This window comes from Lysinibacillus sp. FSL W7-1291, assembly GCF_038593415.1.
Taxonomy (GTDB): Bacteria; Bacillota; Bacilli; order Bacillales_A; family Planococcaceae; genus Lysinibacillus; species Lysinibacillus fusiformis_D.
Map to the genome: position 1 here is coordinate 821409 of NZ_CP151994.1, position 23629 is coordinate 845037.

At 37.6% G+C, this 23629-nt stretch carries 21 protein-coding genes; 19 read left to right on the forward strand and 2 right to left on the reverse strand.

Annotation, left to right across the window (positions count from 1 at the left end; genetic code table 11):
- A complete protein-coding gene (locus NST76_RS03770; protein WP_080717115.1) occupies positions 1–177 on the forward strand; it encodes an aspartyl-phosphate phosphatase Spo0E family protein in 177 nt (58 codons plus the stop codon).
- A gap of 300 nt (positions 178–477) precedes the next feature.
- Entirely contained in the window at positions 478–1344 is an 867-nt protein-coding gene (locus NST76_RS03775) for an NAD(P)-dependent oxidoreductase (protein WP_342544643.1), read from the forward strand.
- A gap of 60 nt (positions 1345–1404) precedes the next feature.
- On the opposite strand, the gene NST76_RS03780 is transcribed toward NST76_RS03775, so the two are convergent.
- Complete coding sequence (locus tag NST76_RS03780; protein WP_036125836.1) at positions 1405–1797, reverse strand: DoxX family protein; 393 nt, start codon at positions 1795–1797, stop codon at positions 1405–1407.
- Between the two features lie 155 nt (positions 1798–1952).
- Here NST76_RS03780 and NST76_RS03785 point away from each other — a divergent pair, with 155 nt between their 5' ends.
- From NST76_RS03785 to NST76_RS03810, 6 genes are all read left to right on the forward strand, one after another.
- Positions 1953–2273: a helix-turn-helix domain-containing protein gene (locus NST76_RS03785; RefSeq protein WP_036125834.1), complete on the forward strand. Its 321-nt coding sequence runs from the start codon at positions 1953–1955 to the stop codon at positions 2271–2273.
- 653 nt (positions 2274–2926) lie between these two features.
- Positions 2927–4249 carry an MFS transporter gene (locus tag NST76_RS03790; protein ID WP_058843413.1) on the forward strand — a complete coding sequence of 441 codons (1323 nt, stop codon included), beginning with the start codon at positions 2927–2929 and terminating at the stop codon, positions 4247–4249.
- A gap of 65 nt (positions 4250–4314) precedes the next feature.
- Positions 4315–5217: a chemotaxis protein gene (locus NST76_RS03795; RefSeq protein WP_036125743.1), complete on the forward strand. Its 903-nt coding sequence runs from the start codon at positions 4315–4317 to the stop codon at positions 5215–5217.
- 153 nt (positions 5218–5370) lie between these two features.
- Positions 5371–6918, forward strand: a complete 1548-nt coding sequence (locus tag NST76_RS03800; protein WP_342544645.1) for a Ppx/GppA family phosphatase — start codon at positions 5371–5373, stop codon at positions 6916–6918.
- Positions 6915–9071 (forward strand): RNA degradosome polyphosphate kinase, encoded by a 2157-nt coding sequence (locus NST76_RS03805; protein ID WP_141904829.1) that lies wholly within the window; start codon positions 6915–6917, stop codon positions 9069–9071. The genes NST76_RS03800 and NST76_RS03805 overlap by 4 nt, the downstream gene beginning before the upstream one ends.
- Positions 9072–9100: 29 nt before the next feature.
- On the forward strand, positions 9101–11107 hold the full coding sequence (locus NST76_RS03810) for a bifunctional diguanylate cyclase/phosphodiesterase (RefSeq protein ID WP_342544647.1): 2007 nt from the start codon (positions 9101–9103) through the stop codon (positions 11105–11107).
- Between the two features lie 48 nt (positions 11108–11155).
- On the opposite strand, the gene NST76_RS03815 is transcribed toward NST76_RS03810, so the two are convergent.
- Complete coding sequence (locus tag NST76_RS03815) at positions 11156–11767, reverse strand: TetR/AcrR family transcriptional regulator (protein WP_342544648.1); 612 nt, start codon at positions 11765–11767, stop codon at positions 11156–11158.
- A 236-nt stretch (positions 11768–12003) separates the two neighbouring features.
- Between NST76_RS03815 and NST76_RS03820 the strand changes: the two genes are divergently transcribed.
- The 11 genes from NST76_RS03820 (at position 12004) to NST76_RS03870 (ending at position 23619) form a co-directional block, all read left to right on the forward strand.
- Positions 12004–12897 (forward strand): NAD(P)-dependent oxidoreductase, encoded by an 894-nt coding sequence (locus tag NST76_RS03820; RefSeq protein WP_058843416.1) that lies wholly within the window; start codon positions 12004–12006, stop codon positions 12895–12897.
- A gap of 16 nt (positions 12898–12913) precedes the next feature.
- Positions 12914–14434: a CoA-acylating methylmalonate-semialdehyde dehydrogenase gene (locus tag NST76_RS03825; protein ID WP_340812609.1), complete on the forward strand. Its 1521-nt coding sequence runs from the start codon at positions 12914–12916 to the stop codon at positions 14432–14434.
- Positions 14435–14496: 62 nt separating this feature from the next.
- Positions 14497–15258, forward strand: coding sequence for a 3-hydroxybutyrate dehydrogenase (locus NST76_RS03830; protein WP_342544650.1), 762 nt, complete (start codon positions 14497–14499; stop codon positions 15256–15258).
- A 16-nt stretch (positions 15259–15274) separates the two neighbouring features.
- Entirely contained in the window at positions 15275–16459 is a 1185-nt protein-coding gene (locus NST76_RS03835) for an iron-containing alcohol dehydrogenase (RefSeq protein WP_342544651.1), read from the forward strand.
- 154 nt (positions 16460–16613) lie between these two features.
- Entirely contained in the window at positions 16614–17381 is a 768-nt protein-coding gene (gene fadH, locus NST76_RS03840) for a 2,4-dienoyl-CoA reductase (protein ID WP_058843419.1), read from the forward strand.
- 63 nt (positions 17382–17444) lie between these two features.
- Positions 17445–17684, forward strand: a complete 240-nt coding sequence (locus NST76_RS03845) for a hypothetical protein (RefSeq protein WP_036125717.1) — start codon at positions 17445–17447, stop codon at positions 17682–17684.
- Between the two features lie 197 nt (positions 17685–17881).
- Complete coding sequence (gene cbpB / locus NST76_RS03850) at positions 17882–18322, forward strand: cyclic-di-AMP-binding protein CbpB (RefSeq protein ID WP_036125716.1); 441 nt, start codon at positions 17882–17884, stop codon at positions 18320–18322.
- 68 nt (positions 18323–18390) lie between these two features.
- Positions 18391–19278 (forward strand): LysR family transcriptional regulator, encoded by an 888-nt coding sequence (locus NST76_RS03855; RefSeq protein WP_036125714.1) that lies wholly within the window; start codon positions 18391–18393, stop codon positions 19276–19278.
- A gap of 173 nt (positions 19279–19451) precedes the next feature.
- Positions 19452–21842 (forward strand): hypothetical protein, encoded by a 2391-nt coding sequence (locus NST76_RS03860; protein WP_036125712.1) that lies wholly within the window; start codon positions 19452–19454, stop codon positions 21840–21842.
- Positions 21842–22777, forward strand: a complete 936-nt coding sequence (locus NST76_RS03865) for an ABC transporter ATP-binding protein (RefSeq protein WP_036125709.1) — start codon at positions 21842–21844, stop codon at positions 22775–22777. The genes NST76_RS03860 and NST76_RS03865 overlap by 1 nt, the downstream gene beginning before the upstream one ends.
- Positions 22774–23619: an ABC transporter permease gene (locus NST76_RS03870; protein ID WP_036125707.1), complete on the forward strand. Its 846-nt coding sequence runs from the start codon at positions 22774–22776 to the stop codon at positions 23617–23619. Before NST76_RS03865 ends, NST76_RS03870 begins: the two co-directional genes overlap by 4 nt.
- Positions 23620–23629: the final 10 nt, after the last annotated feature.

Genomic DNA, 23629 nt, shown 5'->3' on the forward strand with positions numbered 1-23629 from the left:
ATGGTCAATCTACTCTTGAAACAAATGGAACAAACTCGTGAGATGATGATTCGCTCAGGTGTAGAAAACGGGTTACAAAATGCAAAAACCATTCAACTGAGTCGCAGATTAGATCAGTTAATGAACACTTATTATAGACAGATGGCATTTGAGGAAGAAAAAGACCAAGAAAACTAAAAAGATTGTTCCAGTATTCAGAGTAAAAACATTTTAACATATATGTTTAAAATGCATTTCAATGGGGAATAACTTACTATGAACACAGCAACATTCTCATTTCCCCCTTTAGAGCAGTGATCCCCCAATCACTTGCTCTCTTTTTTTTCGCTTATTCGGTATATATGTCATACATAAAAAGTTTAGTACAAGTTATGGGAAGAGTTTGAATTATGTGTTTCCTTCACCTAAACTGAAAAGATACAGAGTTTGGATTCTCACAGAGAGTGCAGATATTCTAAAATAAAGGAGCATGTACATATGACGAAGAAACGTATAGCATTTATTGGCACTGGTGTGATGGGTGCTAGCATCATTAAACATTTAATAAAAAATGGGCATGAAGTAACTGTGTTTACGCGGACAAAGGAAAAAGCAGAACCTCTTGTGGCATTGGGAGCGTCTTGGGCAAGTTCGCCAGCAGCAGCATTTAAAAATCGTGACATTGCCTTCACAATGGTTGGATATCCTTCAGATGTTGAGGAAGTATATTTTGGGCAAAATGGTCTTTTCCAAACAGCAGAGCAAGGTAACGTTGTCGTTGATATGACGACTTCAGAGCCTTCCTTGGCAAAGAGAATTTATGAGCACGCCCTTTCAATGGGTGTAGAGGCTTTAGATGCTCCTGTTTCAGGTGGTGATATAGGAGCACAAAATGGTACATTGTCCATTATGATTGGTGGCGATCAAGCTACCTATGATAAGGTATTGCCAATTATGAAGCATTTTGGGGGAAATATTGTTTATCAAGGTGAAGCGGGTGCTGGGCAACATGCAAAGATGTGCAACCAAATTGTCATTGCTTCAGGTATGATTGGAGTGTGCGAATCACTAGCATATGGTTTAAAGGCAGGTTTAGATTTACCGACGGTATTACAATCAATTGCATCAGGGGCAGCTGGCTCATGGTCTTTAAGCAATTTAGCTCCACGCATGATACAAGGGGATTTTGCTCCAGGCTTTTATGTTAAACATTTTGTCAAAGATATGAAAATTGCTTTAGATGAATCCAAAAAAATGGGTATCTCTTTACCAGGGCTTTCATTAGCATATGACATGTATGAGAAATTGATTGAAGAGGGCTATGGTGATAATGGTACACAAGTTCTTCTAAAGTATTATAAATAGTGGCGTGAATAGGAAACCTGAAGTCTCTTTATTTCTTGGGAGACTTCAGGTTTTTTAGTACTACTCTTTACCAAAAAGTTGAGAATCTAAAGAGAAGTTAGATGCTCCTGCTAAAGCAAAATAAAGAGCTATAGCCCCTAAAGCTAAATCTAATTCATAACCAGCCAATCCATCAGCTCCGATAAAGCCAATGCTTAGTTTTGCTGTAAAGATAGCAACGATCATTGTAATCGTTAGTAAAGCGCCAAAGATTCTAGTGGCTAAACCTAAAATAATGGCAATTCCGCCTACTAATTCAATAATCGCAACGATATACGCCATAAATCCTGGTATACCTAGACTATCAAAGAAGTCAGCTGTGTAGCTGATTCCACCTTGAAACTTTTGAAAACCATGTACGGCAAAAATAATGCCAAGAACGACACGTAAAATAGTTGAACCAATCATTTGCATAATAAAATAACTCCTTTTCTTTAACTTACATTTTGTAACCTAGTTTATTTTTAAAAATAACTTTTGTCAAGTAACTTAATGTATTTTTAGAATTGGTTTTTTAGAAAAAGTGCTATACTGTTAAATAGGAACTAACAACAATGGAGGCTAGTAGATTGGATCAAAAAAATATTTGTCCACGATTTGAAAAAGCACTCATGATATTAAATCATCGATGGAATACTTTGCTAATTTATCAGTTGCTCGATGGTCCACAACGTTATTCAACCATTAAAAATCAGTTGAATATTAGCAGTCGTGTTTTAACAGAACGATTAAAGGAGTTAGAGACAGAGCAAATCGTGTTACGTACAGTAATTCCTTCTACACCAGTTGTCATTGAGTATGAGCTTACGGAAAAGGGCTATGCTATTGCGCCAGTGCTAAAAGCAATTGAACAATGGTCTTCTGACTGGGTGACACTAAATGAAAAATGATAAAAAGGTATTCAAGTGAGGGGCTTGAATACCTTTTTATCGTGTTGAAAAACAAACAATCAATAGAATTTGTGAAAGGTGAAAATGGATTTCCGTTGCAGGCTACTTGTTTTCCTGTGGGCGAGCGCCGAGCCGCTTCCTCCGCTACCGCTCCGTTTAGAGGCTCGCTTGTCTCGCTATCCTACGGGAGTCAAGTAGCCTTCCACTCCAATCCATAAAAATGTTTCTTGTTAGCAAAGGTTTTCCAATAAAGTGAAGGGTATTCACTACTCTTTATGGTGGGGTGTTGTCACTCATCACTTCTCCACATTGTAAATAAGAGCCTATCCTCTCTCTAATAATATAAATAAAGGGCTATTTTGTTCAGGAAAAGACACTGGAGCGAACGCAGTGAGCGCAGCGGCTCATCGGACGCCCCCTGGAAAGGACGCTGGCGGAACGGAAATCACCTCCCCTCACCTTGTCAAAAGGTCTTTTTTGATTTACACGGAAAACGATGGAAAATGAGTGTTCATTTATCGGTCATTTGGCAGTTATTTTTCAATGAAATTGCTGTTATATTGTAAATAATATTAATTTTCTTTAAAAAAAGATATTTTTTATTACAGAGAGAGGTTAATTGATTATTATAGAAAATAGAGGGGAGGTTTTATATGAAGAAAGGTACAGCAATCGATGTACAGCATCGAAGTCAGTTAGCCATTTATTTATCATTGCCAATACTTTCATGGGCATTTTATGATTTTGCGAATACAATTTTTTCTTCAAATATAAATACAATTTTTTTCCCGTTTTACATGGATGAAGTGCTGGGTACGAATGAAGTCATGCAACAAGTAGCAAGCACCTTTATATCCTACGCCAATGCGATTGCAAGCTTGTTGCTCGTTATCTTTTCACCGCTTTTTGGAGTTTGGATTGATAACACTGGCTACAAAAAGAGGTTTATCGTATGGTTTGCATCTATTTCCATTCTTTTTACATTTATGATGGGGATCTTTGCAAATGTACAATCGACAACCAACTACTCAGGTGTCCCTCTTAGTTTATTTTTAGTAGTTGCAAGCTTTGTCATTGCAAAATTTTTCTTTAATTCAAGTCTAGTATTCTACGACTCTATGATGGGTGATTTAGGAACAAAAGAAGAGATGCCATTAATCTCAGGGTATGGAGTTGCAATTGGTTATTTGGGCACACTTTTCGGATTACTTGTATATTTATATGTCGGTAACAGCGATTTTCACCGAGCGTTTATTCCAACAGCTATCTTGTATTTATTATTTTCATTGCCATTATTTTTAATTAATAAAGATACACCTATTCCAAAAGCGCAGCGCAAGTCCATAAAGTTTTTAGACGGCTATAAAGAAATCATTCAAACTTTTAAGGATATGAAGCAATATAAGGCCATTTTTACGTTCATGATTGCTTATTTCTTTTTAAATGATGCCATTGCTACGACGATCGCCATGATGGCTGTTTATGCTACGGCAATTGTTGGATTTAGTTCTGGTCAGTTTATCGTTCTTTATTTGGTCTCTACGGTATCAACAATCATTGGTTCTCTTGCATTTGGCTATATAACGAAATCCATAGGAGCTAAACGTGCCATTACGATAGTTGCGCTCATTATGATTATCGCTTTAGTGTTCGCTGTTTTTGCCTCAGCACAATGGATGTTCTGGCTAGCAGGTAGTCTATTTGGGATATCCCTTGGATCCATGTGGGTGACATCTAGGACCTATATTATTGAATTATCACCGTATGAGAAACGCGGGCAGTTTTTCGGCTTATTTGCCTTTTCAGGTAAAGTATCATCGATTATCGGTCCAGCCGTATATGGAACAGTGACATTATGGATGAAGGATTATGGCACCCTTGCTAGTCGTGTCGCGTTATCAACATTAATAGTGATGACAGTAATCGGCCTATTGGTACATCTAAAAGTTAATGATAAAAATGGAAATAGCAAGTAGGAGAAATGTATTGCCTATGATACAATTGAATTATAAATAGATGTAGAGAAAGGAGCGGGATTGCATTGGAACATAAAGGAATATTATTAGAAAGTGGCACAAATGAGCTAGAAATCGTTGAATTTGAAGTAGCAAACAATAAATTCGGCATCAATGTCATTAAAGTGAAAGAAATTATTCAACCGATACCAGTAACATTTATCCCACACGCGCACCCGCATGTAGAAGGAATTATTCAATTACGAGGTGAAGTATTACCGGTTGTAGATATGCTGCGAGTATTAGGAATTCAAGGTGCGGAGCGTAATCCTCAACAAAAATATATTGTGGCTGAATTCAATAAGCAACGTGTTGTTTTCCATGTAGATAATGTGACACAAATTCATCGTATTTCATGGAATCAAATTGAAAAGCCATCTGATATGTATCAAGGTGGGACATCACAAGTAATTGGCGTAATTAAACAAAATGAACAAATGATTCTATTGCTAGATTTCGAAAGAATTATGGTGGATATCAATCCTGAATCAGGAATTAGTGTGGAATCTGTTAAAAAGCTTGGTAAACGTGAACGTTCTGGAAAGCGTATTTTAATTGCAGAAGATTCACCATTATTACGCAAATTATTATTCGATACAATGAGCGAAGCTGGTTATGACAATGTAGAATTCTTTGAAAATGGTCGCGATGCTTATGAATACTTAGAAGGAATTGCGAATAGTGGTAGCGATATCGCAGAACATATTCAATTAGTGGTAACTGATATTGAGATGCCACAAATGGATGGTCATCATTTGACACGAAAAATCAAAGAGCACCCTGATCTTCAAAAGCTTCCTGTCATCATTTTCTCAAGTCTCATTACAGACGATCTTCGCCATAAAGGGGATCAAGTAGGAGCAGAAGATCAAATTAGTAAGCCAGAAATTGCAGAGCTCATTTTACGTGTTGACCAACTTATTCTGTAATGGTAATGACTTACAAGATACTTCACAATTTTAATAATGGGTATCCTAAAAGTAAAAATAAATGAAAGAAAAGTCGGATGCCTTAAAAGGGTGCCGACTTTTTTGTATAGGTCCACATTTTATGAACAAAATAGGCTTGGAGGATGTGATGATTTGAATGAACTAAAAACAGCCATTATTGATATCGGCTCCAATACCATTCGATTAGTATTATATCAGTATGATAATGAAGAGGGGCTTTGTGAGCTAGGAAATATTAAAACGGTAGCACGTTTGCGTACATATATATTGCCTTCAGGAGAAATGTCTGAAGAAGGTATTCAAGTGTTATCAGAAACTTTATTCACATTCAAAGCGATGCTAGAGGATTTTGAAATAACTGATGTCAAAGCAGCTGCAACTGCTGCTATCCGACAAGCCACTAATCGAGATCAAATTATAGAGGAAATGAAAAAACGAACTGGTATCCAAATTGAGCTTTTATCAGAAGAAGAAGAAGCCTATTTTGGCTATGTTGCAGTTGCCTATTCCATGGGTACAAAATCGGCCGTAACAATTGATATTGGTGGTGGAAGTACCGAAATTACGCTCTTTGAAAATAAAGAAATTCAGCAATCACATAGTTTTCCATTTGGGACAGTTTCTTTAAAGCAACGATTTGTAAAAGGTGACATTATGAATAGTAGTGAAAAAGTGGAACTCATTGCCTTTATTAAAGAGCAATTTCAAACACTCCCTTGGATACAAAATGTCGCATTACCTATTATCGCAATTGGTGGTAGTGCGCGGAATATTGTACAAATTCATCAGCAAAAGCATGACTATCCAATTGCAAGTGTGCATGGCTACGAAATGTCTAAGGCAGATTTGGATGATTTAAGCTCATTTTTAGGTCAACTAAGCTTTCAGGAATTGAAACAATTAGATGGGCTTTCATCGGATCGCGCAGATATTATTGTACCTGCATTAGAGGTATTTAGAGTGTTAATGGAGGCGGTTGGTAGTGGGACATTCCAACTGACAAAGAGAGGTTTACGTGAGGGACTCATTTTTCAACGGATTTTGCAAACAGATGCACAGGCCTTTGATAAATACAATGTATTTGAAGGGAATGCAAGAAGATTAGCACGTCAGTATGGTCGAACTGAAATGGAAGTTGATTATTTAATGAATTTAGCAGACCAATTGTATCGTGAATGCTGTCATTTAGGTTATTTGCAATATCATCCAGAAGATTTGCATTTATTGTCGAAAGCGGCCAAGGTTTTTAATATTGGAGAGTATATTGAATTAAGCTCTTCCAGCCAACATACTTTTTATTTAATCGCAAATCAATCCATTGATGGTTTAAATCATTTAGAACGAGTAAAACTAGCACTTCTTGCATCCTATAAAAATAAAGATTATTTTGAACGATTTGCCGCTCCGTTTGCAACATGGATGGATCGTGAGGAATATCGCAAATTACGAGATTTTGGAGCGTTATTAAAATTTGTCTATGCGTTAAATGTGTCAAAGCGCAATGTTGTTCATGCCATTGAGATGCGCACAGAAGAGGATTATGTACAACTGGATATTTATGTGAAAAAGAATGCAGCTGCTGAAAAGTATCAAGCCAATCGCCATAGAAAACATTTAGAACGAGCATTAAAAATCCCAATGAGGATCAATTTTATTGAAGAAGGGTGGAACAATGGATGACAACTGAAGTAACGAAAAACGAGCTACATGAGGAAGACTTTTCAGAAAAACATAGTCGGTTATTAGAGGAGATTGCCAAGCCTCAGTACTATAATAATCGGGAATTGAGCTGGCTTGCCTTTAATGAACGAGTATTAGAGGAAGCGGAGGATATCAATAATCCTCTGCTAGAGCGTTTGAAATTTTTAGCTATATTTAGCTCAAATTTAGATGAATTTTTTATGGTGCGTGTTGCAGGGCTACAAGATCAAGTTCGAGCTGGCTTTCATAAACCTGAAAATAAATCTGGATTAACACCAAAGGAGCAGTTGGCGAAAATTGCAGAGCGTACACAAGCATTAGTTCGTCGACAGACAGAAGTTTATCGTCATTTAATTTATGATTTGCTTCCACAGCATAATGTACATATTGCAGATATGAAAGATTTAAACAGTGCACAAAAAGCATTTATCAATGAGATGTTTGCGGAAACAATCTTCCCAGTTTTAACCCCTGTAGCAGTAGACGCGTATCGTCCTTTCCCAACATTATTTGGTAAGACATTGAATTTACTCGTACTGTTAGAGCAGGATGAGACAGAAGTTGAAAGTCGGGAAAAAGTAGCCATCGTACAAGTCCCTTCTGTCCTAGACCGTTATATAAAAGTACCATCCGAAGAAGGGAAAACAATTGTTGTTTTATTGGAGGACGTGATTGTAGCGCATATTGAAAAGCTATTTTATGGCTATAGTGTAAAATCAGCACAAGCTTTCCGTCTAACAAGAAATGCAGATTTAACGATCCATGAAGAGGGGGCTCGCGATCTGCTAGTTGAAATTGAAAAGGAACTAAAAAAACGAAAATGGGGCGTAGGGAGCCGTTTAGAAGTTCGAGTTGGAGAAATGAATGAGGAAGTACTTCAATATTTATTAGATGAATTTGAAATTGAAGAAACAGATGTGTTCCATATTGATGGGCCTTTGGATTTAACCTTTATGTTCTCTTTTGTTAAAGGTATTTCTGTTGGTCGCGAGCATCTAGAATATGAAAGCTTTATTCCACAGCCACCTTTAGATTTACAATCAGATGAAAATATTTTTGAAAAAGCTCTACAACAAGATATATTTTTCCATCATCCATATGAATCGTTTGCTCCAATTGTTGATTTTATTGCAGAGGCAGCGGTTAACCCAAATATATTAGCAATCAAGCAAACATTATATCGAGTAAGTGGCAATTCACCAATTATACAAGCATTAAAACTTGCGGCTGAAAATGGCAAACAAGTAACAGTGCTAGTTGAACTAAAGGCTCGTTTCGATGAAGAAAACAATGTACACTGGGCAAAACAATTAGAACAAGCAGGCTGTCTTGTGATTTATGGCATGAATAATTTAAAAACGCACTCTAAAATAACACTAGTTGTTAGTCGTCGTAACGGTAAAATTGAGCGTTTTGTGCATCTTGGGACAGGAAATTATAATGATGCTACTGCAAAAATTTATACGGATATGGGCATAATAACTACAGATAAAGAGTTTGGCATTGATGCGACAAACTTCTTTAACTACTTAAGCGGCTATACAGAAAAGCCTACCTTTAATCATTTAGTCGTGGCACCATTTGATATTCGAGATGAATTTATTCGTTTAATGGATGAAGAAATTGCTTGTCATAAAAAACATGGTAATGGTTTTATTAGGGCAAAAATGAACTCACTGACAGACAAAGACTTAATGATGAAGCTTTATGAAGCATCCATTGCAGGTGTAAAAGTGGAACTCATTATACGTGGTATTTGCTGTATTAGACCAGGTATTCCTGGTATAAGTGAAAACATTACAGTGACAAGTATTGTTGGCCGTTTCCTAGAACATTCTCGTATCTATTGGTTCCATCATAATGGAGAAAATAAAGTCTATTTATCGTCAGCAGATATGATGACACGCAATATGATTAAACGTGTAGAAATATTGTTCCCTGTATATGCAAGTGAAGCAAAAACTCGTATTATTGACATAATGAATGCACAATTAATGGATACTGCGAAAGCACGTATTCAAGACTCGAATGGTAAATACCATTACAAAGAGTTTGATCGTAGCGAAGATCCGTTAAATAGCCAGGAAGTTTTCTTAAAGGATGCATTAAAGCCTACGCTAGACGAAGAATAGAGCAAACACGCTACTTAGTGAGGGATAGAATGAAAAAATATAGAGAGAGTGTAGCGCCATTTGCAGATTATCAGCAGCTCATCCAACTGAATCCATTTGATGCAGTTGTCTGTTTGAAAAAAGTGGATACGGCCGTGTTTGAGGTTGTTGAATTTAATGATAAGCTATCTTTATTGCTTGAGTTACAAGATAGCTCAGCCAAGAACGCGGAGCATTTTTTTTCAGAGCCATGCTGGCTGCAATTGTCGGAACTGCTAAATCAAGATGTCAATCAACAACATGTCCTAACATTAGGTACTGATCTTCAAAAAAAAACATTTGTGATTCATGTACAGCACTTAGCTAATTCTATGGTTGCTATGATCCTTCGTGCAACACAAAGTGAAATAGCGCCATATTTACAATTTGTGGAGCAACATGTGAGCCCAGTGTTAACGACAGATATACAAGGTCGTATTATCCATCAGAACGTTGCTGCTACCTCTGTCTTATCTAGAGAGCAGCACAGCCTAATAGGACTAGATATTTTTTCATTATTAGAAAGTAGATATAGCAATGAATTTAAATTATTATTTGCCAAAACCATTGAAGGTTCAGCTTTTGGCATGCCTAGGTGTTTATTAAAGGGCCAATTGCTAAGTAAAGAGCCTTTTTATTTAAGAACACATCCAACTTATTATAATGGTGAGGTAATAGGGGTACATTTATTTGTCAAAGAAGCCAATTCATTTATGAATGATCATGAGGCATTTTATTACCTAGCGCTGATGGACGAATTAACAGGTATTTGGAACCGAAAGGCTTTTAAAGAACACTGGCTGCACCATTTAAATGATAAAAAGCAAGAACACAAGCAAGCTGCTCTAATTTTGGTTGATATTGATCGCTTTAAAAAATTTAATGAATCTCTTGGCGAGAGCAAGGGTGACGAGCTTATGCGTATGTTTAGTCATAGGCTTCGTGAGCTTTGTTACTCAAAATGCTCCCTTTATCGCTATAACAGTGATGAGTTTATCTTTGTGCTAAAAGATGTAACCATCCAAAAAATTGAGCATACCGCGAATGCAATCTTGGATGTTCTAAAACAGCCGTTTATGATAGATGGACAGGAATATTTTATTAGCGTGTCGATTGGCATTTCGCTTAGTCCAGCAGATGGAAGAGATTTAGAGACACTTGTACGGAAAGCTGATAAGGCTTTATTTTCTGCTAAAGAGCATGGCCGATCACATTACCGTTACTATCGTGAAGATATGACAGCTGTCTTTCCAAATGAAGCATTAATGGAGGCACATTTACGTCGTGCCATTGAATTTAATGAGCTGAGTCTCCATCTACAGCCACAAATGGATTTAGCAAACAATAGCATCAATAGCTTTGAAGCATTACTGCGGTGGAATAATCGTAAATTTGGTTTTGTGTCACCTGCACAGTTTATTCCGATTGCTGAGGCTTCAGGCTTAATAATCGAAATAGGTGATTGGATTATTGATGAGGTTTGTCGTTACCAAAGAGAATGGCAATCGAAAGGCTATCGTCCTGTACGGATAGCCGTTAATATTTCACCTAAGCAGTTTAGAAAAGAAAATTTCGCTCGAAAAATTAAAGCGGCTTTGAAGAAATATAGTGTACCACCCGAATTATTAGAGGTGGAGATAACCGAAAGTTCTATGACAAACGTTCATGAAACTTACTCGATTTTGACCGAGTTGAAGCAATTAGGCGTGTATGTGTCAGTGGATGATTTTGGGACAGGCTATTCCTCATTAAGCTATCTTAAGCGCTATCCAATTGATATCATTAAAATCGATCAGTCATTTATTGCAGATATTGCAAAAGATGACAAAAACGAAGCCATTATTAAGGCAATTATTTCGATGTCTCATAATTTAGGATTAGAGGTCATTGCTGAAGGAATTGAAGAGGCTTCACAAGTTGATTTTCTTAAACGTCATCGCTGTCAAAAAGGACAGGGCTATTTATATAATAAACCATTACCAGTGGAAACAATTGTTCAACAATATTTTGTTAGCTAATCAACGAGTAGCACTTTCATCGCCTAAAATGGGTGAAGTGCTACTTTTTTATTTATGGCTTTTAAGACCATCCAAGACAATAGTTGTGAATTGGGCCATTTCGGAAGCCAAATCGAAATCCTCACTATGAATTAACCAATCATAAACATTGGCACGCATACAGCGCCGAATAATTGCTTGTATGTTAGGAGCAGATACATCTTGTCTGAATTCCCCCTGTCGAATTCCTTCCTCAATATATGTATTCATAATTTGAAAGATTTTACGTTGTGGATTGATTAAGTAGTGATCTTGTTCTACTTGGTTTGTCATGGCAGCTGTATACACTGTGCGCAATAAATCTTTTCCTACAACTTTCGTTAAATAGTTCATTTGTTGTTGATAGACAAATAAAATTTTTTCACTTGCTGATAATGAAGGATCAATATTTTTTTCTACAGTGCTATAAAATTGATCCAGCTCCATAAATTTTTCTAATATAACATCATATTTGGATGGGAAATGTGTATAAAAGGTCCCTTTCGAAACATAGCAGGCTTTTGTAATTTGTTCAACAGAGACATGTTCAAAACCATACTTGTTAAATAAATCTAACGAGGTTTTTAATAATTTTTCCCGTGTTTCTAATGCCTTTTTCTGTCTGCTCGTTAATGATTCCATCGTAGCTTATTACCTCCAAAGTAAAGTATTGTAAAATATTTTTTGTAAAAATATTCTGAAAATATATTTTTTTTAATTGACGAGATGGAATTATTTTGATTATGATTTAATTGACCGCAGTCACTGACTATGGTCAACAAAAGTATCTCGTTATTAATGTTACGACAAAAAATAGGCGTTGGCTAGTGTATCATGCAGCTTGTCTGCTGAATTTTCAAAGATTGGGGGAAGTTTAAATGAAGGAGAAATTAGGTTTTATTGGCTTAGGCAATATGGGGTTACCGATGTCTATCAATTTATTAAAGGCAAATTATCAAGTGTATGGCTTTGATACAAATGCAAAGGCCATGGAGCAATTTAGAGCAGCGGGTGGCATTGGTGTGGAAACAGCAAAGGAAGTTGCACAGCAATGTGATGTGGTGATGACCAGCTTACCGACTCCTCAGGTAGTAGAAATGGTGTATCAATCAGAACAAGGAATCATTCATCATGCGAAAAAGGGATGCTTACTCATTGATTTTAGTACAGTTAATCCCGAATTGAACGATTCATTATATAAAGAAGCAAAAGCCTTAGGGTTACGATATTTAGGAGCACCTGTAAGTGGGGGAGTAATTGGAGCAGTAAATGCTACTCTAACAATTATGGTTGGTGGCGACAAGGAAGATTATGAAAGTGCTGCAAAAATATTCGGAATAGTCGGTAAAAATAGTTACCATCTAGGAATTTCGTCAAGTGTAGGTACACGTATTAAATTATTAAATAATTTAATGATTGGATTTTATACAGAGGCCGTCGCTGAAACAATCGTACTTGGTGAAAAGATGGGCATTCATGCTGATGTGCTGTATGAAGTGTTAAGTAATAGCTATGGTCAAAGCCGTATTTATGAACGCAATTATGTGGAATATATGAAAAACGATAATTATGAGCCAGGCTTTTCGACAAATCTACTATTAAAGGATTTAAAGCTAGCGAAGGAAATGGCTGACGAAGCAGGCGTATCGCTGCGAATCGGGGAAAAGTTGGTGGATTTGTATAGTGAAATTGCTCAGCAAGGCTATGGTGAAAACGATATGTCTGCTGCTTATTTAAGTTTAAAAGAAACTGCTAAAATAGAACAATTTTAAGAGGAGGAAAAGAAAAATGACAACAGCACAAGAAATTCAAACATTAACACATTTTATTGGCGGACATTTAGTGGAAGGAAAAAGCGGCCGTTATGGTTCAGTATTCAATCCTACAACAGGTGATGTCATTGCAAAAGTACCACTTGCCACAATAGCAGAAACACGGGAGGCAATTGAGCAAGCACAAGCGGCATTTCCTAAATGGCGTGACACATCTGTGGCAAAGCGAGCAGAAATTGTCTTAAGGTTTCGAAACCTTATTACAGAAAATATGGAGGAGCTACTGCAAATTATTTGTACAGAAAGCGGAAAGACGCTTGAAGATGCTAAAGGAGAAATCACCCGAGGACTTGAATCTGTTGACTTAGCTATCGGTGCCCCACACTTAATGAAAGGGGAATACTCTGTTAATGTTGGCGGGCAAATTAATGCCTATTCTGCAAAATATCCATTAGGAGTAGTGGCGGCCATCTCGCCATTTAACTTCCCAATTATGGTGCCTTTAGCACAAACAAGTATGGCTATTGCTGTAGGGAATGCTGTTGTGTTAAAAGCATCAGAACGTGTGCCAATGACTGCATTGTTTGTTAGTGAGCTGTGGAAAAAAGCTGGGTTGCCCGATGGTATTTGGACAGTGATAAATGGTGATAAGGATGCCGTTAATGAACTTTTGGAAAACCCAACTGTGCAAGCCATTTCATTTGTTGGCTCAACACCGGTGGCGAAGTATATTTATGAAACAGGCTCAAAGTATGGAAAACGTGTCACTGCCCTTGGTGGTGGTAAAAACAATATGGTTGTGATGCCAGATGCAGACCTTGAACAGGTAGCAAATGCCTTTATTGGTGCAGCATATGGTGCAGCCTCTCAGCGTTGTATGGCAATATCTACGATTATGCCTGTAGGGAAAGAGACAGCAGACCGTCTAGTGGCGATTCTTAAAAAGAAAATCACTAATCTGAAGGTAGGTCCATATACAGACCCTGATGCAGATTTTGGCCCTGTCATTTCTCAACAATCAAAAGAGGCGATTCTTGCTGCAATTGAGCGGGGAGAAACTGAGGGAGCATCGGTGATTTGTGATGGCCGTGAACTTGATATTGTCAAAGAATCTAAAGGCTTCTATGTAGGACCTACATTATTAGATCATGTAAAGCCAGGGATGGAAATTTATGAGCAAGAGGTATTTGGACCTGCTCGTAATGTTGTACGTGTAGATTCACTGGAGGAGGCTATTTCACTTATTAATAAACATGAGCTAGGCAATGGTGTCACAATCTTTACGAATGACGGGTTAGCAGCTCGTCAATTTACGACTGAAATAGATGTTGGCATGGTAGGTGTCAATGTACCAATTCCAATTCCAGTTGGCTACCATAATTTTGCTGGTTTTAAAGGCTCTCGTTTTGGTGAAGGGCATATGTTTGGTCCAGATCAGGCACGATTCTTTACAAAAACTAAGACAATTTCAGAGCGTTGGATGGCAGGTAATGCCTCTACAGCATCTACATTTGCATTCCCAAGTAATAACGACTAATACAAACAAAGAGCTGTAGATTCTTACAGCTCTTTTTCTTAAAAAAGGAGAGGGAATGGTGTATGCAAGGAAAAACAGTTTTCATTACAGGGGCTGCTCGTGGCATTGGTCTTGCCATCGCCCAAGCATTTGCTAGGGAAGGAGCAAATGTAGTAATTACGGATAAAAATGAACAGCTTTTAAAGGAAGCGGTTGCTCAAAACCCTTCTTTAACGATATATACATGTGATGTGACAGAAGAACAAGCTATACGAGAGGCTATTGCATTTACGATTGAAAAATTTTCAACAATAGACATTTTAATTAATAATGCAGGATTTCAACATGTCTCATTGATTGAAGACTTTAAAACGGAGATTTTTGAGGCTATGCAAAAGGTCATGGTCGTTGCACCATTTGTGGCGATGAAATATGCATTACCACATATGAAGAACAATCAATTTGGTCGCATTATCAATATGGCCTCCATCAATGGGGTTATCGGGTTTGCCGGTAAGGCTGGTTACAACGCAGCAAAGCACGGTGTTATTGGGTTAACAAAAGTGGCAGCCCTGGAAGTAGCAAATGATGGGATTACAGTTAATGCCATTTGTCCAGGTTATGTGGATACAGAATTAGTGCACAATCAATTTAGCGATTTAGCGAAGACTCGAGGTATTCAAATAGAGGAAGTACTAGAACAGGTGCTTTATCCACTTGTACCGCAAAAACGGCTGTTGGATGTCTCTGAAATTACAGGGCTAGCTTTATATTTAGCAAGCGATATAGCAAAGGGGATAACTGGTCAGGCGATTCTTTTAGATGGTGGTTATACGGCTCAATAGCTTAGGAGGGTGAAATATGATTCAAACGAAAACAATCTTTACCGTTCATTCACCAGGAACCATTGTATATGGGCGTGATTCTTTTAAGGAAGTAGGGGACTATGCCAAAGCATTAGGCTCTAAGGCATTAATCGTTAGTGATCCAATCATGGATCGCTTAGGTTTTGTTAAGCAGTGTCATACCTTGTTAAAAATCCAAGGGATAGAGGTTGTTTCATACTTAGGAGTGACAACTGAGCCGGATGATACGTATGTAGCCGAGGGACTACAGCTGCTGCAGAAACACCACTGTGATGTCATTATATCTGTTGGTGGAGGAAGCTGTATTGATACGGCAAAAGCGATTGCGGTAGTAGCTACAAATGGTGGCTACATAGGAGATTATATGAAAATGGCCAAAGTTGCAGCGCATGCACCAATACCGCATATAGCCATACCAACCACAGCGGGGACAGGCTCTGAGGCCACAGATGCAACTGTTATTACGAATACAAAAACGGCTGTAAAAATGATGATTAAACAGCCAGCTTTTATGCCAACTGTTGCAATAGTCGATCCTGTTTTAACTATAACATCACCGCCTGCGATTACAGCAGCAACGGGAATTGATGCTTTAAGTCATGCTATTGAAAGCTATTTATCACGCTTAGCGCATCCATATTCGAATGTTCTTGCATTATCTGCCATGGAATTAATCGTCAATAATATACTTAAAGTTTATGAGCAAGGAGATGATGTGGATGCGAGGGAAGCGATGTCATTAGGCTCCATGCAGGCAGGGCTGTCATTTTCAAATGCTTCTGTTGCCTTAGTTCATGGAATGTCGCGTCCAATCGGTGCACTCTTCCATGTTCCACATGGCATCTCCAATGCGATGCTTTTACCAGCTGTATTGGACTATTCAAAAGAAGCTTGTATAGATCGTCTAGCGGATTTAGGACAGTTTTTTAATAAAACAAAAGAGTCGTATTCACAAGAGGAGCTAGCACAATTAGCCATTACGTCCATTAAGGTAATGTGTAGGCATATGAAGATTGGCAATTTAAAACATTGGGGAATAGAAGAACAAGCTTTTTACAATGCTATCCCTAAAATGGCTGAGGATGCTCTTGCAAGTGGCAGTCCTAGCAATAATCCGAAGATACCCACAAAAGAAGAATTAATGGAACTATATAAAATTGCCTATACGTATGAGTTTTAATGATTGTGAGAGTTATTCAAACTGCTGAATAGCTCTCTTTTTTTGAAAAAACAGAAAATATTCTAGTAATCTATAGAATTAATATGACATATTCGAGAAAATATAGTAAAATTCTAATGAATCATCATTCATTTTTTACTAAGGGGGAAATGGAATGTTACAGGGGAAAACGATTATTATTACGGGTGGATCAAGTGGTATGGGGCTTTATATGGCAAAGCAATTCGTCACTGAAGGTGCTAATGTTGTCATAACAGGGCGTGACGAAGAACGATTAGCAGAGGCTAAAAAATTTATTGCTGAGGCGGGTCCCTCTATTGAGACGTTTCAAATGGATGTGCGTGTACCTGAGCATGCAGAGGCCATGCTCGCATTTGCTATTGATAAATTCGGTCAGGTGGATGGGCTAGTAAATAATGCGGCAGGTAATTTTATTGTACGAGCTGAGGATCTATCTCCGAATGGGTGGAAGGCTGTTGTGGATATTGTGTTAAATGGTACATTTTTCTGTTCTTCAGTAATTGGGAATTATTGGATTAAAAATAATATAAAAGGATCTATTTTAAATATGGTGGCTACTTATGCTTGGAATGCTGGAGCTGGTGTTGTTCACTCAGCTGCAGCAAAAGCTGGTGTATTATCACTGACGAGAACGTTGGCTGTCGAGTGGGGAAAACAGTATGGTATTCGTGTTAATGCGATTGCACCTGGCCCAATTGAACGAACAGGTGGGGCAGATAAGCTTTGGGAATCCGAAGCAGCAGCAGCTCGTACGCTAGATTCAGTTCCATTAGGTCGTATAGGAACACCAGAAGAAATTGCTGATTTAGCTACGTTTATGATGTCTAACAAGGCAAGCTATATGAATGGAGAATGTGTAACACTGGATGGTGGGCAATGGCTCAATCAATATCCATTCTAAAAATATTTGCATAACAGTGAGCTGGGTTGACGCATACTAAGGGTAAAGAAAGGAGTGATACCTATGGGTATGTGGTTAATTCCAGCTATTATTGCCATTGTGATCATTTCTGCAATTTCGTTTGTGTCTACGCTGAAAATTGCAAAAATGACCTCTGAACGGAAATCTGAAAATGATACACCGATTTCAGAAACAGTCGAAGAGTATGCCACGATGTTGAACCCAATTGTTTGGGTCTATGCGATTTTTTTGCTTTTTTTAGGGATTATGATTTTTTATTACTGGAGTAAGGCTGGTTATTAGATAGAAACCATCTTCATTCAGTTAAGTAGAAACTTGACTGAATGAAGATATACTTAGCTTTTGTAGGATAGACCAAAATAATTCATTGTTCATGAAAACTCTTCCCGACCTGGTCATGGTCATACATAGAAAAGTTATGATATGATGAAAGAGAAGGACTGTTCTCCACAGCGAGAACAGAAAAGGAGAAGAAGTTCATGATTTCAACTAACAGCAAAGACTTATTAGCAATGCCAATTAGTGAATTTATTATTTCCTCTGAAAAAGTTGCGCATGTACAAAGTGGAAATAGTGCAGAACATGCACTCCTTGTACTAACGCGTACAGGGTACTCGTCCATACCTGTATTAGATTTGAAATATCGACTTCAAGGTTTACTTAGCATGAAAATGATTACCGAATCGATTCTTGGTCTTGAGCATATTGAATACGAAAAGCTACCTGATATTAAAGTTGACTCTATAATGGACAAAGAAATTGCCGTATTGAAGTTGACGGATACGTTCCAGCGAGCTTTAGATTTAGTCATTAACCACGCCTTTTTATGTGTAGTAGACGAAGACGGTACATTTGCAGGGATCTTAACAAGACGTGTTATTTTGAAGCAATTGAAAAAATATATTTATCAAAAAGAGTAGTAGCTTAAGAGGGAACTCAGATGAAAATCATGAGGCCCTCTTTGCTTGTAGTGGAGGTTTAAAGATTGATGGCAACAGAGGCAGAAGTATTAAAAATTTTAGCTGAAGAACGCAATATGCGGAAAGCAGCAGAGCGTCTATTCTTATCCCAACCGGCCCTTTCTCAACGATTACAAACGATTGAAAAGGACTGGGGTGCACAGTTATTTATTCGCTCACAAAAGGGGCTAACTGCAACTCCCGCTGGAGAACAGGTGATTGCGTATGCGAAGGAAATGCTAGCTAAAAAAGAAGAGATTTTTGAAACCATTCAATCCTTAACAACAAAGGTCAACGGGACATTAAAAATTGCCTGTGCATCCATTGTTGGTCAAAACTGGCTACCTAAAATTTTAAAGGATTTTGTGTCAAAATATCCTGAAGCTAAAATATCACTGATGACGGGCTGGAGCTCTGAAATTGTCAAGGCACTCTATGAGGGCGAGGCACATGTAGGCATTGTACGTGGCCAAGTTGACTGGAAGGGAGAAAAGATTCACCTTTTCAGAGATACTCTTTATTTAGTGGACAAAGAAGTTAAGACCATTGAAGATGTGTTGAAGACAGACCGTCCATTTATACAATATAAAAGTGATTCTAACTACTATCAAGAAATTCAACAATGGTGGCAACAGCATTTTGCATCAAATCCTAGAAAACAAATTTTAGTGGATCAAATTGAGATTTGTAAGCAAATGGCCTTAAATGGCATCGGCTATGCTATTTTACCTTCCATTACTTTAAATGACCACGATGCCATTCATAAAATCCCGCTGTCCAATGATGAAAAGGAATTTGGGCTTACGCGAGATACTTGGTTAATTGGCTATGAATCCTCCTTTGAATTGAGACAGGTAGAGGCTTTTGTTGAAGTAGTGCAGGATCATGCACGTTGTTTGTTTGATTATACAAAATAGCCAAAAAGGCAATTCCAAGTCATGTCGGAATTGCCTTTTTGTATTCATTATTAAATCGCTTATTTCTTAAGAGTTTATGAATATTCATGAAGATATCATAAGAAATGGAACAAAATGCAATTTAAATCGTATAATTATGTAACCATCTATTTACATAAAAAGGAGTTGAGCTTTTGAAAAAGACAAAAATGACGGCACTGACCTTATTAGTCATGCTTGTAATTAGCTTTTTATTGCCTTCTACACAGGCAAGTGCTGCTGCTACATTAGAGGTCAAAGCAACAGCGGGTATTTCAGGTAAAGCTAAATATCAATCAGTGGTGCCACTACAAGTAACAGTAAAAAATAATGGTGCAGATTTTTCTGGAGATATGGCCATTAATTCTGCCAATTCTTATGAGGCTGCATCAGCAATCGTCGTTCCAATCGATATAGCAGCAGGAGAAGAAAAGACATTTACTTTCTATCAGGATGGGTTAGCTGACTATAGTTATTCGGACGCAGATTTATTTGCCTTTTATGAGGGAAGCATTGAGAAAGGAAAAAAGGTTGCCTATAAAGGAACTAAACGCCTACAATCTAATTTTTTAGATCCTTCAGCAACGTTTATTTATACATTAACAGATAAAAGTGATCGACTATCGGCCTTTTTACGTTTATCAACATTTGTTGTTCAAAGCAGTGTCGAAGTATTTAATATTAATCAATTAAAAGATTATACATTCCCAGAAGATTCACAGGGACTTGCTATGGCCAATGTCATTGTAGTGGATGAAGTGGCGATAGCCGATTTAACACAAAAACAACAAGAGTCCTTACTAAAATGGGTACAAGATGGCGGTACATTACTCTTAGGGGCTGCTGACCAAATTGATGCCACTGCAGGTATTTTGAAAGAGTATTTACCATTATCATTATCACAAGAGATGACTTCTATTTCTGCAGAGGCATTAACTAAATTATCGGGTGGAGGCATTTTTACACAGCCTATTTCGGTTTACTCGTCTACTAGTAGTGAAGGAAGTTTACCAGTACTAACAGAAAATAATACAGTGTTAGCAGCAAAGAAAAAAATTGGTAGTGGAGAAATTATTCAAACAGCTTTCTCTTTAGGTGATCAACCGCTTGCATCAATGGACGGCTATGCTGCCCTTATAGCTAAAATGATTGATATTCAGAACATTTCGCAGCAAGGGATGATGAGACAGGGGCAATCATCACTCGACCAAATTTCTTATGAGCTTCGTAACATTAATGAATTATTTCCATCCTTTGAAGTATCAGTAAGCTATATGCTAATTGTCATTATTCTTTATATTTTAATTATCGGGCCACTGCTTTACGTTGTTCTTAAAAAAATGGACAAGCGTGAGCATGCATGGTGGATCATTCCATCGATTTCAATTGTCCTTTCAATTGTTCTCTTTATTGTTGGAGCCAAGGATCGTATTGTTCAGCCACAAGTTCAACAATCTGCATTCTATAAAGTAAACGAAGATAGTAGTGTAAATGGTTATTATGTAGAGTCGATTCTAACAAATCGTAGTGGGGATTTTGTGGTCAATGCTGATCAAAATACGACTGCCATTGCTTTGAGAAATTACAATAATTTCACAGGGACGATGGGAGCTTTGCATGAATCTTCTTATATAAAAGAAAATGCTAACGGTTCGACGTTAACATTACGCGACTTAAGCTACTGGTCTGTGCAATCCTTTGGTGGAAAAACGTCAGCTCAAAATATGGGCAAGATGGATATTGATATAACATTGAAAAATGAAAAGCTAACAGGAACGGTTAAAAATAATTTCCCATTCACATTAAAAGATGTCACATTAATTTCTGGTGTGAAAGAAGTGAAGCTAGGGGATATTGAAGCGAATGGAACGTTACAGGTTAATAAGGAACTGAAAACAACGGTTCTTCAAAAACCATCGATATTCAATAATTATAATTATAGTTACCCATCGAAGAAGGATGAGGTAGACCCAATGCGTATTGAAAGAATGAAATCATTAGCATTACCGCTTGTAGAAAATGATAACCAGCCAATACTCACAGCTTGGACAGATCAAGCCCTTGTAGGAGTTGAACTAGAAACAAGTGCTAATATGTCACCGATTACTACGCTTGTTCAACCGTTTAAAGGAAAAGTGGAGCTATCAGGTCCATTTACAATGAAGCGTAATAACTTCACTTATACATTAGTACCACTTTCAGCAAGTGGACACTATGAAAAAATTGATGAATTGAACAATTGGTACCTATCTGATGGTTTATACGAAGTCACAATGGCAATGCCAGATCAATTTATGGATGCTGTTCAATCACTTAATGAGCTCACAGTTTCCAATAAGGATGTTGCACGTATGCAGATAGCGATCTGGAATAATGAAACTAACGTATATGAACCACTGGTAGATACAAAGCAAGTGTTTACGGATAAAATTTCAAAGTACTTTAATCAAGATGGAGAACTGCGAATGGAAATAAAATATGGTCCTGATCCATCTGGAGAACAAACGAAATTACCAGATATAGAGCTGAAAGGAGTGGCAAAATAATGATAGAAATTCGTGACTTAACGAAACGATATGGCTCCTTTACAGCATTAGATCATTTAAACTTGTCCTTAGAAGAAGGCGTTGTATTTGGATTTGTTGGTGCTAACGGGGCAGGGAAATCTACAACATTCTCTATTTTAGCCACACTATTGTCGCCAACTTCTGGTGATGCCTTGATCAATGGCAAAAGTGTTGTGAAGGAACCGAAGGAAGTGCGCAAGCAAATTGGCTATATGCCTGATTTCTTTGGTGTCTATGACCAGCTAAAAGTAGATGAATATTTAGATTTTTATGGTGCGAGCTACGGTATTCAGCTAGCAGAGCGTCAAGTGTTAATTCCACAACTATTAGAGCTAGTGAATTTAACAAACAAACGCTATGAATATGTGGATTTATTATCACGGGGGATGAAGCAACGCTTATGTTTAGCCCGTGCCCTTATCCACGATCCCAAGGTATTGATTTTGGATGAGCCTGCATCAGGTTTAGATCCACGAGCTCGTGTGGAAATGCGAGACATTTTACGGAATTTAAAATCCATGGGGAAAACCATTTTAATTTCCTCGCATATTTTGCCAGAGCTTGCTGAGATGTGTGATGAAATCGGCGTCATTGATAATGGCAAGCTAATTGCACATGGCAATGTAGCTGCGATTCAAGCACAACTACAGGGAGAAAAGCGTATTGTGATGAAAGTGACAGATCGACTCGATGCAGTACGTGCATTTTTAGAGGAAGATCCCCATATTTCTTCTATTGATGTCATCGACAATCGCTTAGAAATAGCCTTTAATTACCGTGGAACAGACGCAGAGCAAGTGTCATTATTAAAAAAGGCAATGCTTGCCGATTTACCGATTTATGCATTAAGTGAGGAAGAGAAAGATTTAGAGGATGTCTTTATGGCAATCACGAAGGGAGCGGACAATCAATGATGGAAAGATTCTATAATCCGGTACTCGTAAAAGAATTGAAGTTGCGCTTCCGTTCTTTTAAAAGCTTCTCAGGGTTAATGTTTTACTTAGCAGTACTGTGTATTTTCATTGCAGGATTTTTATTGCTTACGACTGAATTTACTGGCAGGGGCTTCTTTAGACCAGAAACAAGCTTTATGATGTTTGCTGTGCTAACCATTTTACAAATGGCATTAGTTCTTTTCATTACTCCAAGTTTAACTGCAGGTGCCATCAGTAGTGAACGTGAGAAGCAAACTTTAAATATTTTACTAACAACAACACAAAGTTCTACACAAATTGTTATTGGAAAATTATTATCCTCTGTAGCATTTCTAGTATTGATGCTGGTAGCAGGATTACCACTATATAGCTTAGTATTTCTATTCGGTGGTGTATCACCTTCACAGCTTATTTCTATATTTTTATTTTATTTAGTTACTGTAGTAGCAATAGGTAGTATTGGTGTGATGTTTTCAACAATTACAAAGAGAACCATTGTGGCCATGATTGCAACATATGGATCGATTATTTTTTTAGGTGGTATTACAGCATTCTTCTTCTTTTTAACAATGGCCTTTCATCAAATGGGTAATGCCATTGGTACAAGTACCTCCTTTATGACTTATTTTTGGGCGTCTATCAATCCAGGTGCCTTGATGTTGACGCTTATTTCACCAGAGATGGGTGATGCGTTAGCTGAGCTTTCTGGTATAGAACTACCTGTATGGATTATGTATTTAATTGCTTATGTATTGATTATTGTACTTTGTTTAACGATTGCAATTAAAAAATTACGTGCCAACATGAAAAGTAACCGATGAGGAGGAATTG

Bases quoted from the DNA above. Each gene is read 5' to 3' on its own strand.
- NST76_RS03770 (WP_080717115.1), top strand. From the start codon at position 1: ATGGTCAATCTACTCTTGAAACAAATGGAACAAACTCGTGAGATGATG.
- NST76_RS03775 (WP_342544643.1), top strand. From the start codon at position 478: ATGACGAAGAAACGTATAGCATTTATTGGCACTGGTGTGATGGGTGCT.
- NST76_RS03780 (WP_036125836.1), bottom strand. From the start codon at position 1,797: ATGCAAATGATTGGTTCAACTATTTTACGTGTCGTTCTTGGCATTATT.
- NST76_RS03790 (WP_058843413.1), top strand. From the start codon at position 2,927: ATGAAGAAAGGTACAGCAATCGATGTACAGCATCGAAGTCAGTTAGCC.
- NST76_RS03805 (WP_141904829.1), top strand. From the start codon at position 6,915: ATGACAACTGAAGTAACGAAAAACGAGCTACATGAGGAAGACTTTTCA.
- NST76_RS03810 (WP_342544647.1), top strand. From the start codon at position 9,101: ATGAAAAAATATAGAGAGAGTGTAGCGCCATTTGCAGATTATCAGCAG.
- NST76_RS03815 (WP_342544648.1), bottom strand. From the start codon at position 11,767: ATGGAATCATTAACGAGCAGACAGAAAAAGGCATTAGAAACACGGGAA.
- NST76_RS03820 (WP_058843416.1), top strand. From the start codon at position 12,004: ATGAAGGAGAAATTAGGTTTTATTGGCTTAGGCAATATGGGGTTACCG.
- NST76_RS03825 (WP_340812609.1), top strand. From the start codon at position 12,914: ATGACAACAGCACAAGAAATTCAAACATTAACACATTTTATTGGCGGA.
- NST76_RS03830 (WP_342544650.1), top strand. From the start codon at position 14,497: ATGCAAGGAAAAACAGTTTTCATTACAGGGGCTGCTCGTGGCATTGGT.
- NST76_RS03835 (WP_342544651.1), top strand. From the start codon at position 15,275: ATGATTCAAACGAAAACAATCTTTACCGTTCATTCACCAGGAACCATT.
- fadH (WP_058843419.1), top strand. From the start codon at position 16,614: ATGTTACAGGGGAAAACGATTATTATTACGGGTGGATCAAGTGGTATG.
- NST76_RS03845 (WP_036125717.1), top strand. From the start codon at position 17,445: ATGGGTATGTGGTTAATTCCAGCTATTATTGCCATTGTGATCATTTCT.
- cbpB (WP_036125716.1), top strand. From the start codon at position 17,882: ATGATTTCAACTAACAGCAAAGACTTATTAGCAATGCCAATTAGTGAA.
- NST76_RS03855 (WP_036125714.1), top strand. From the start codon at position 18,391: ATGGCAACAGAGGCAGAAGTATTAAAAATTTTAGCTGAAGAACGCAAT.
- NST76_RS03865 (WP_036125709.1), top strand. From the start codon at position 21,842: ATGATAGAAATTCGTGACTTAACGAAACGATATGGCTCCTTTACAGCA.
- NST76_RS03870 (WP_036125707.1), top strand. From the start codon at position 22,774: ATGATGGAAAGATTCTATAATCCGGTACTCGTAAAAGAATTGAAGTTG.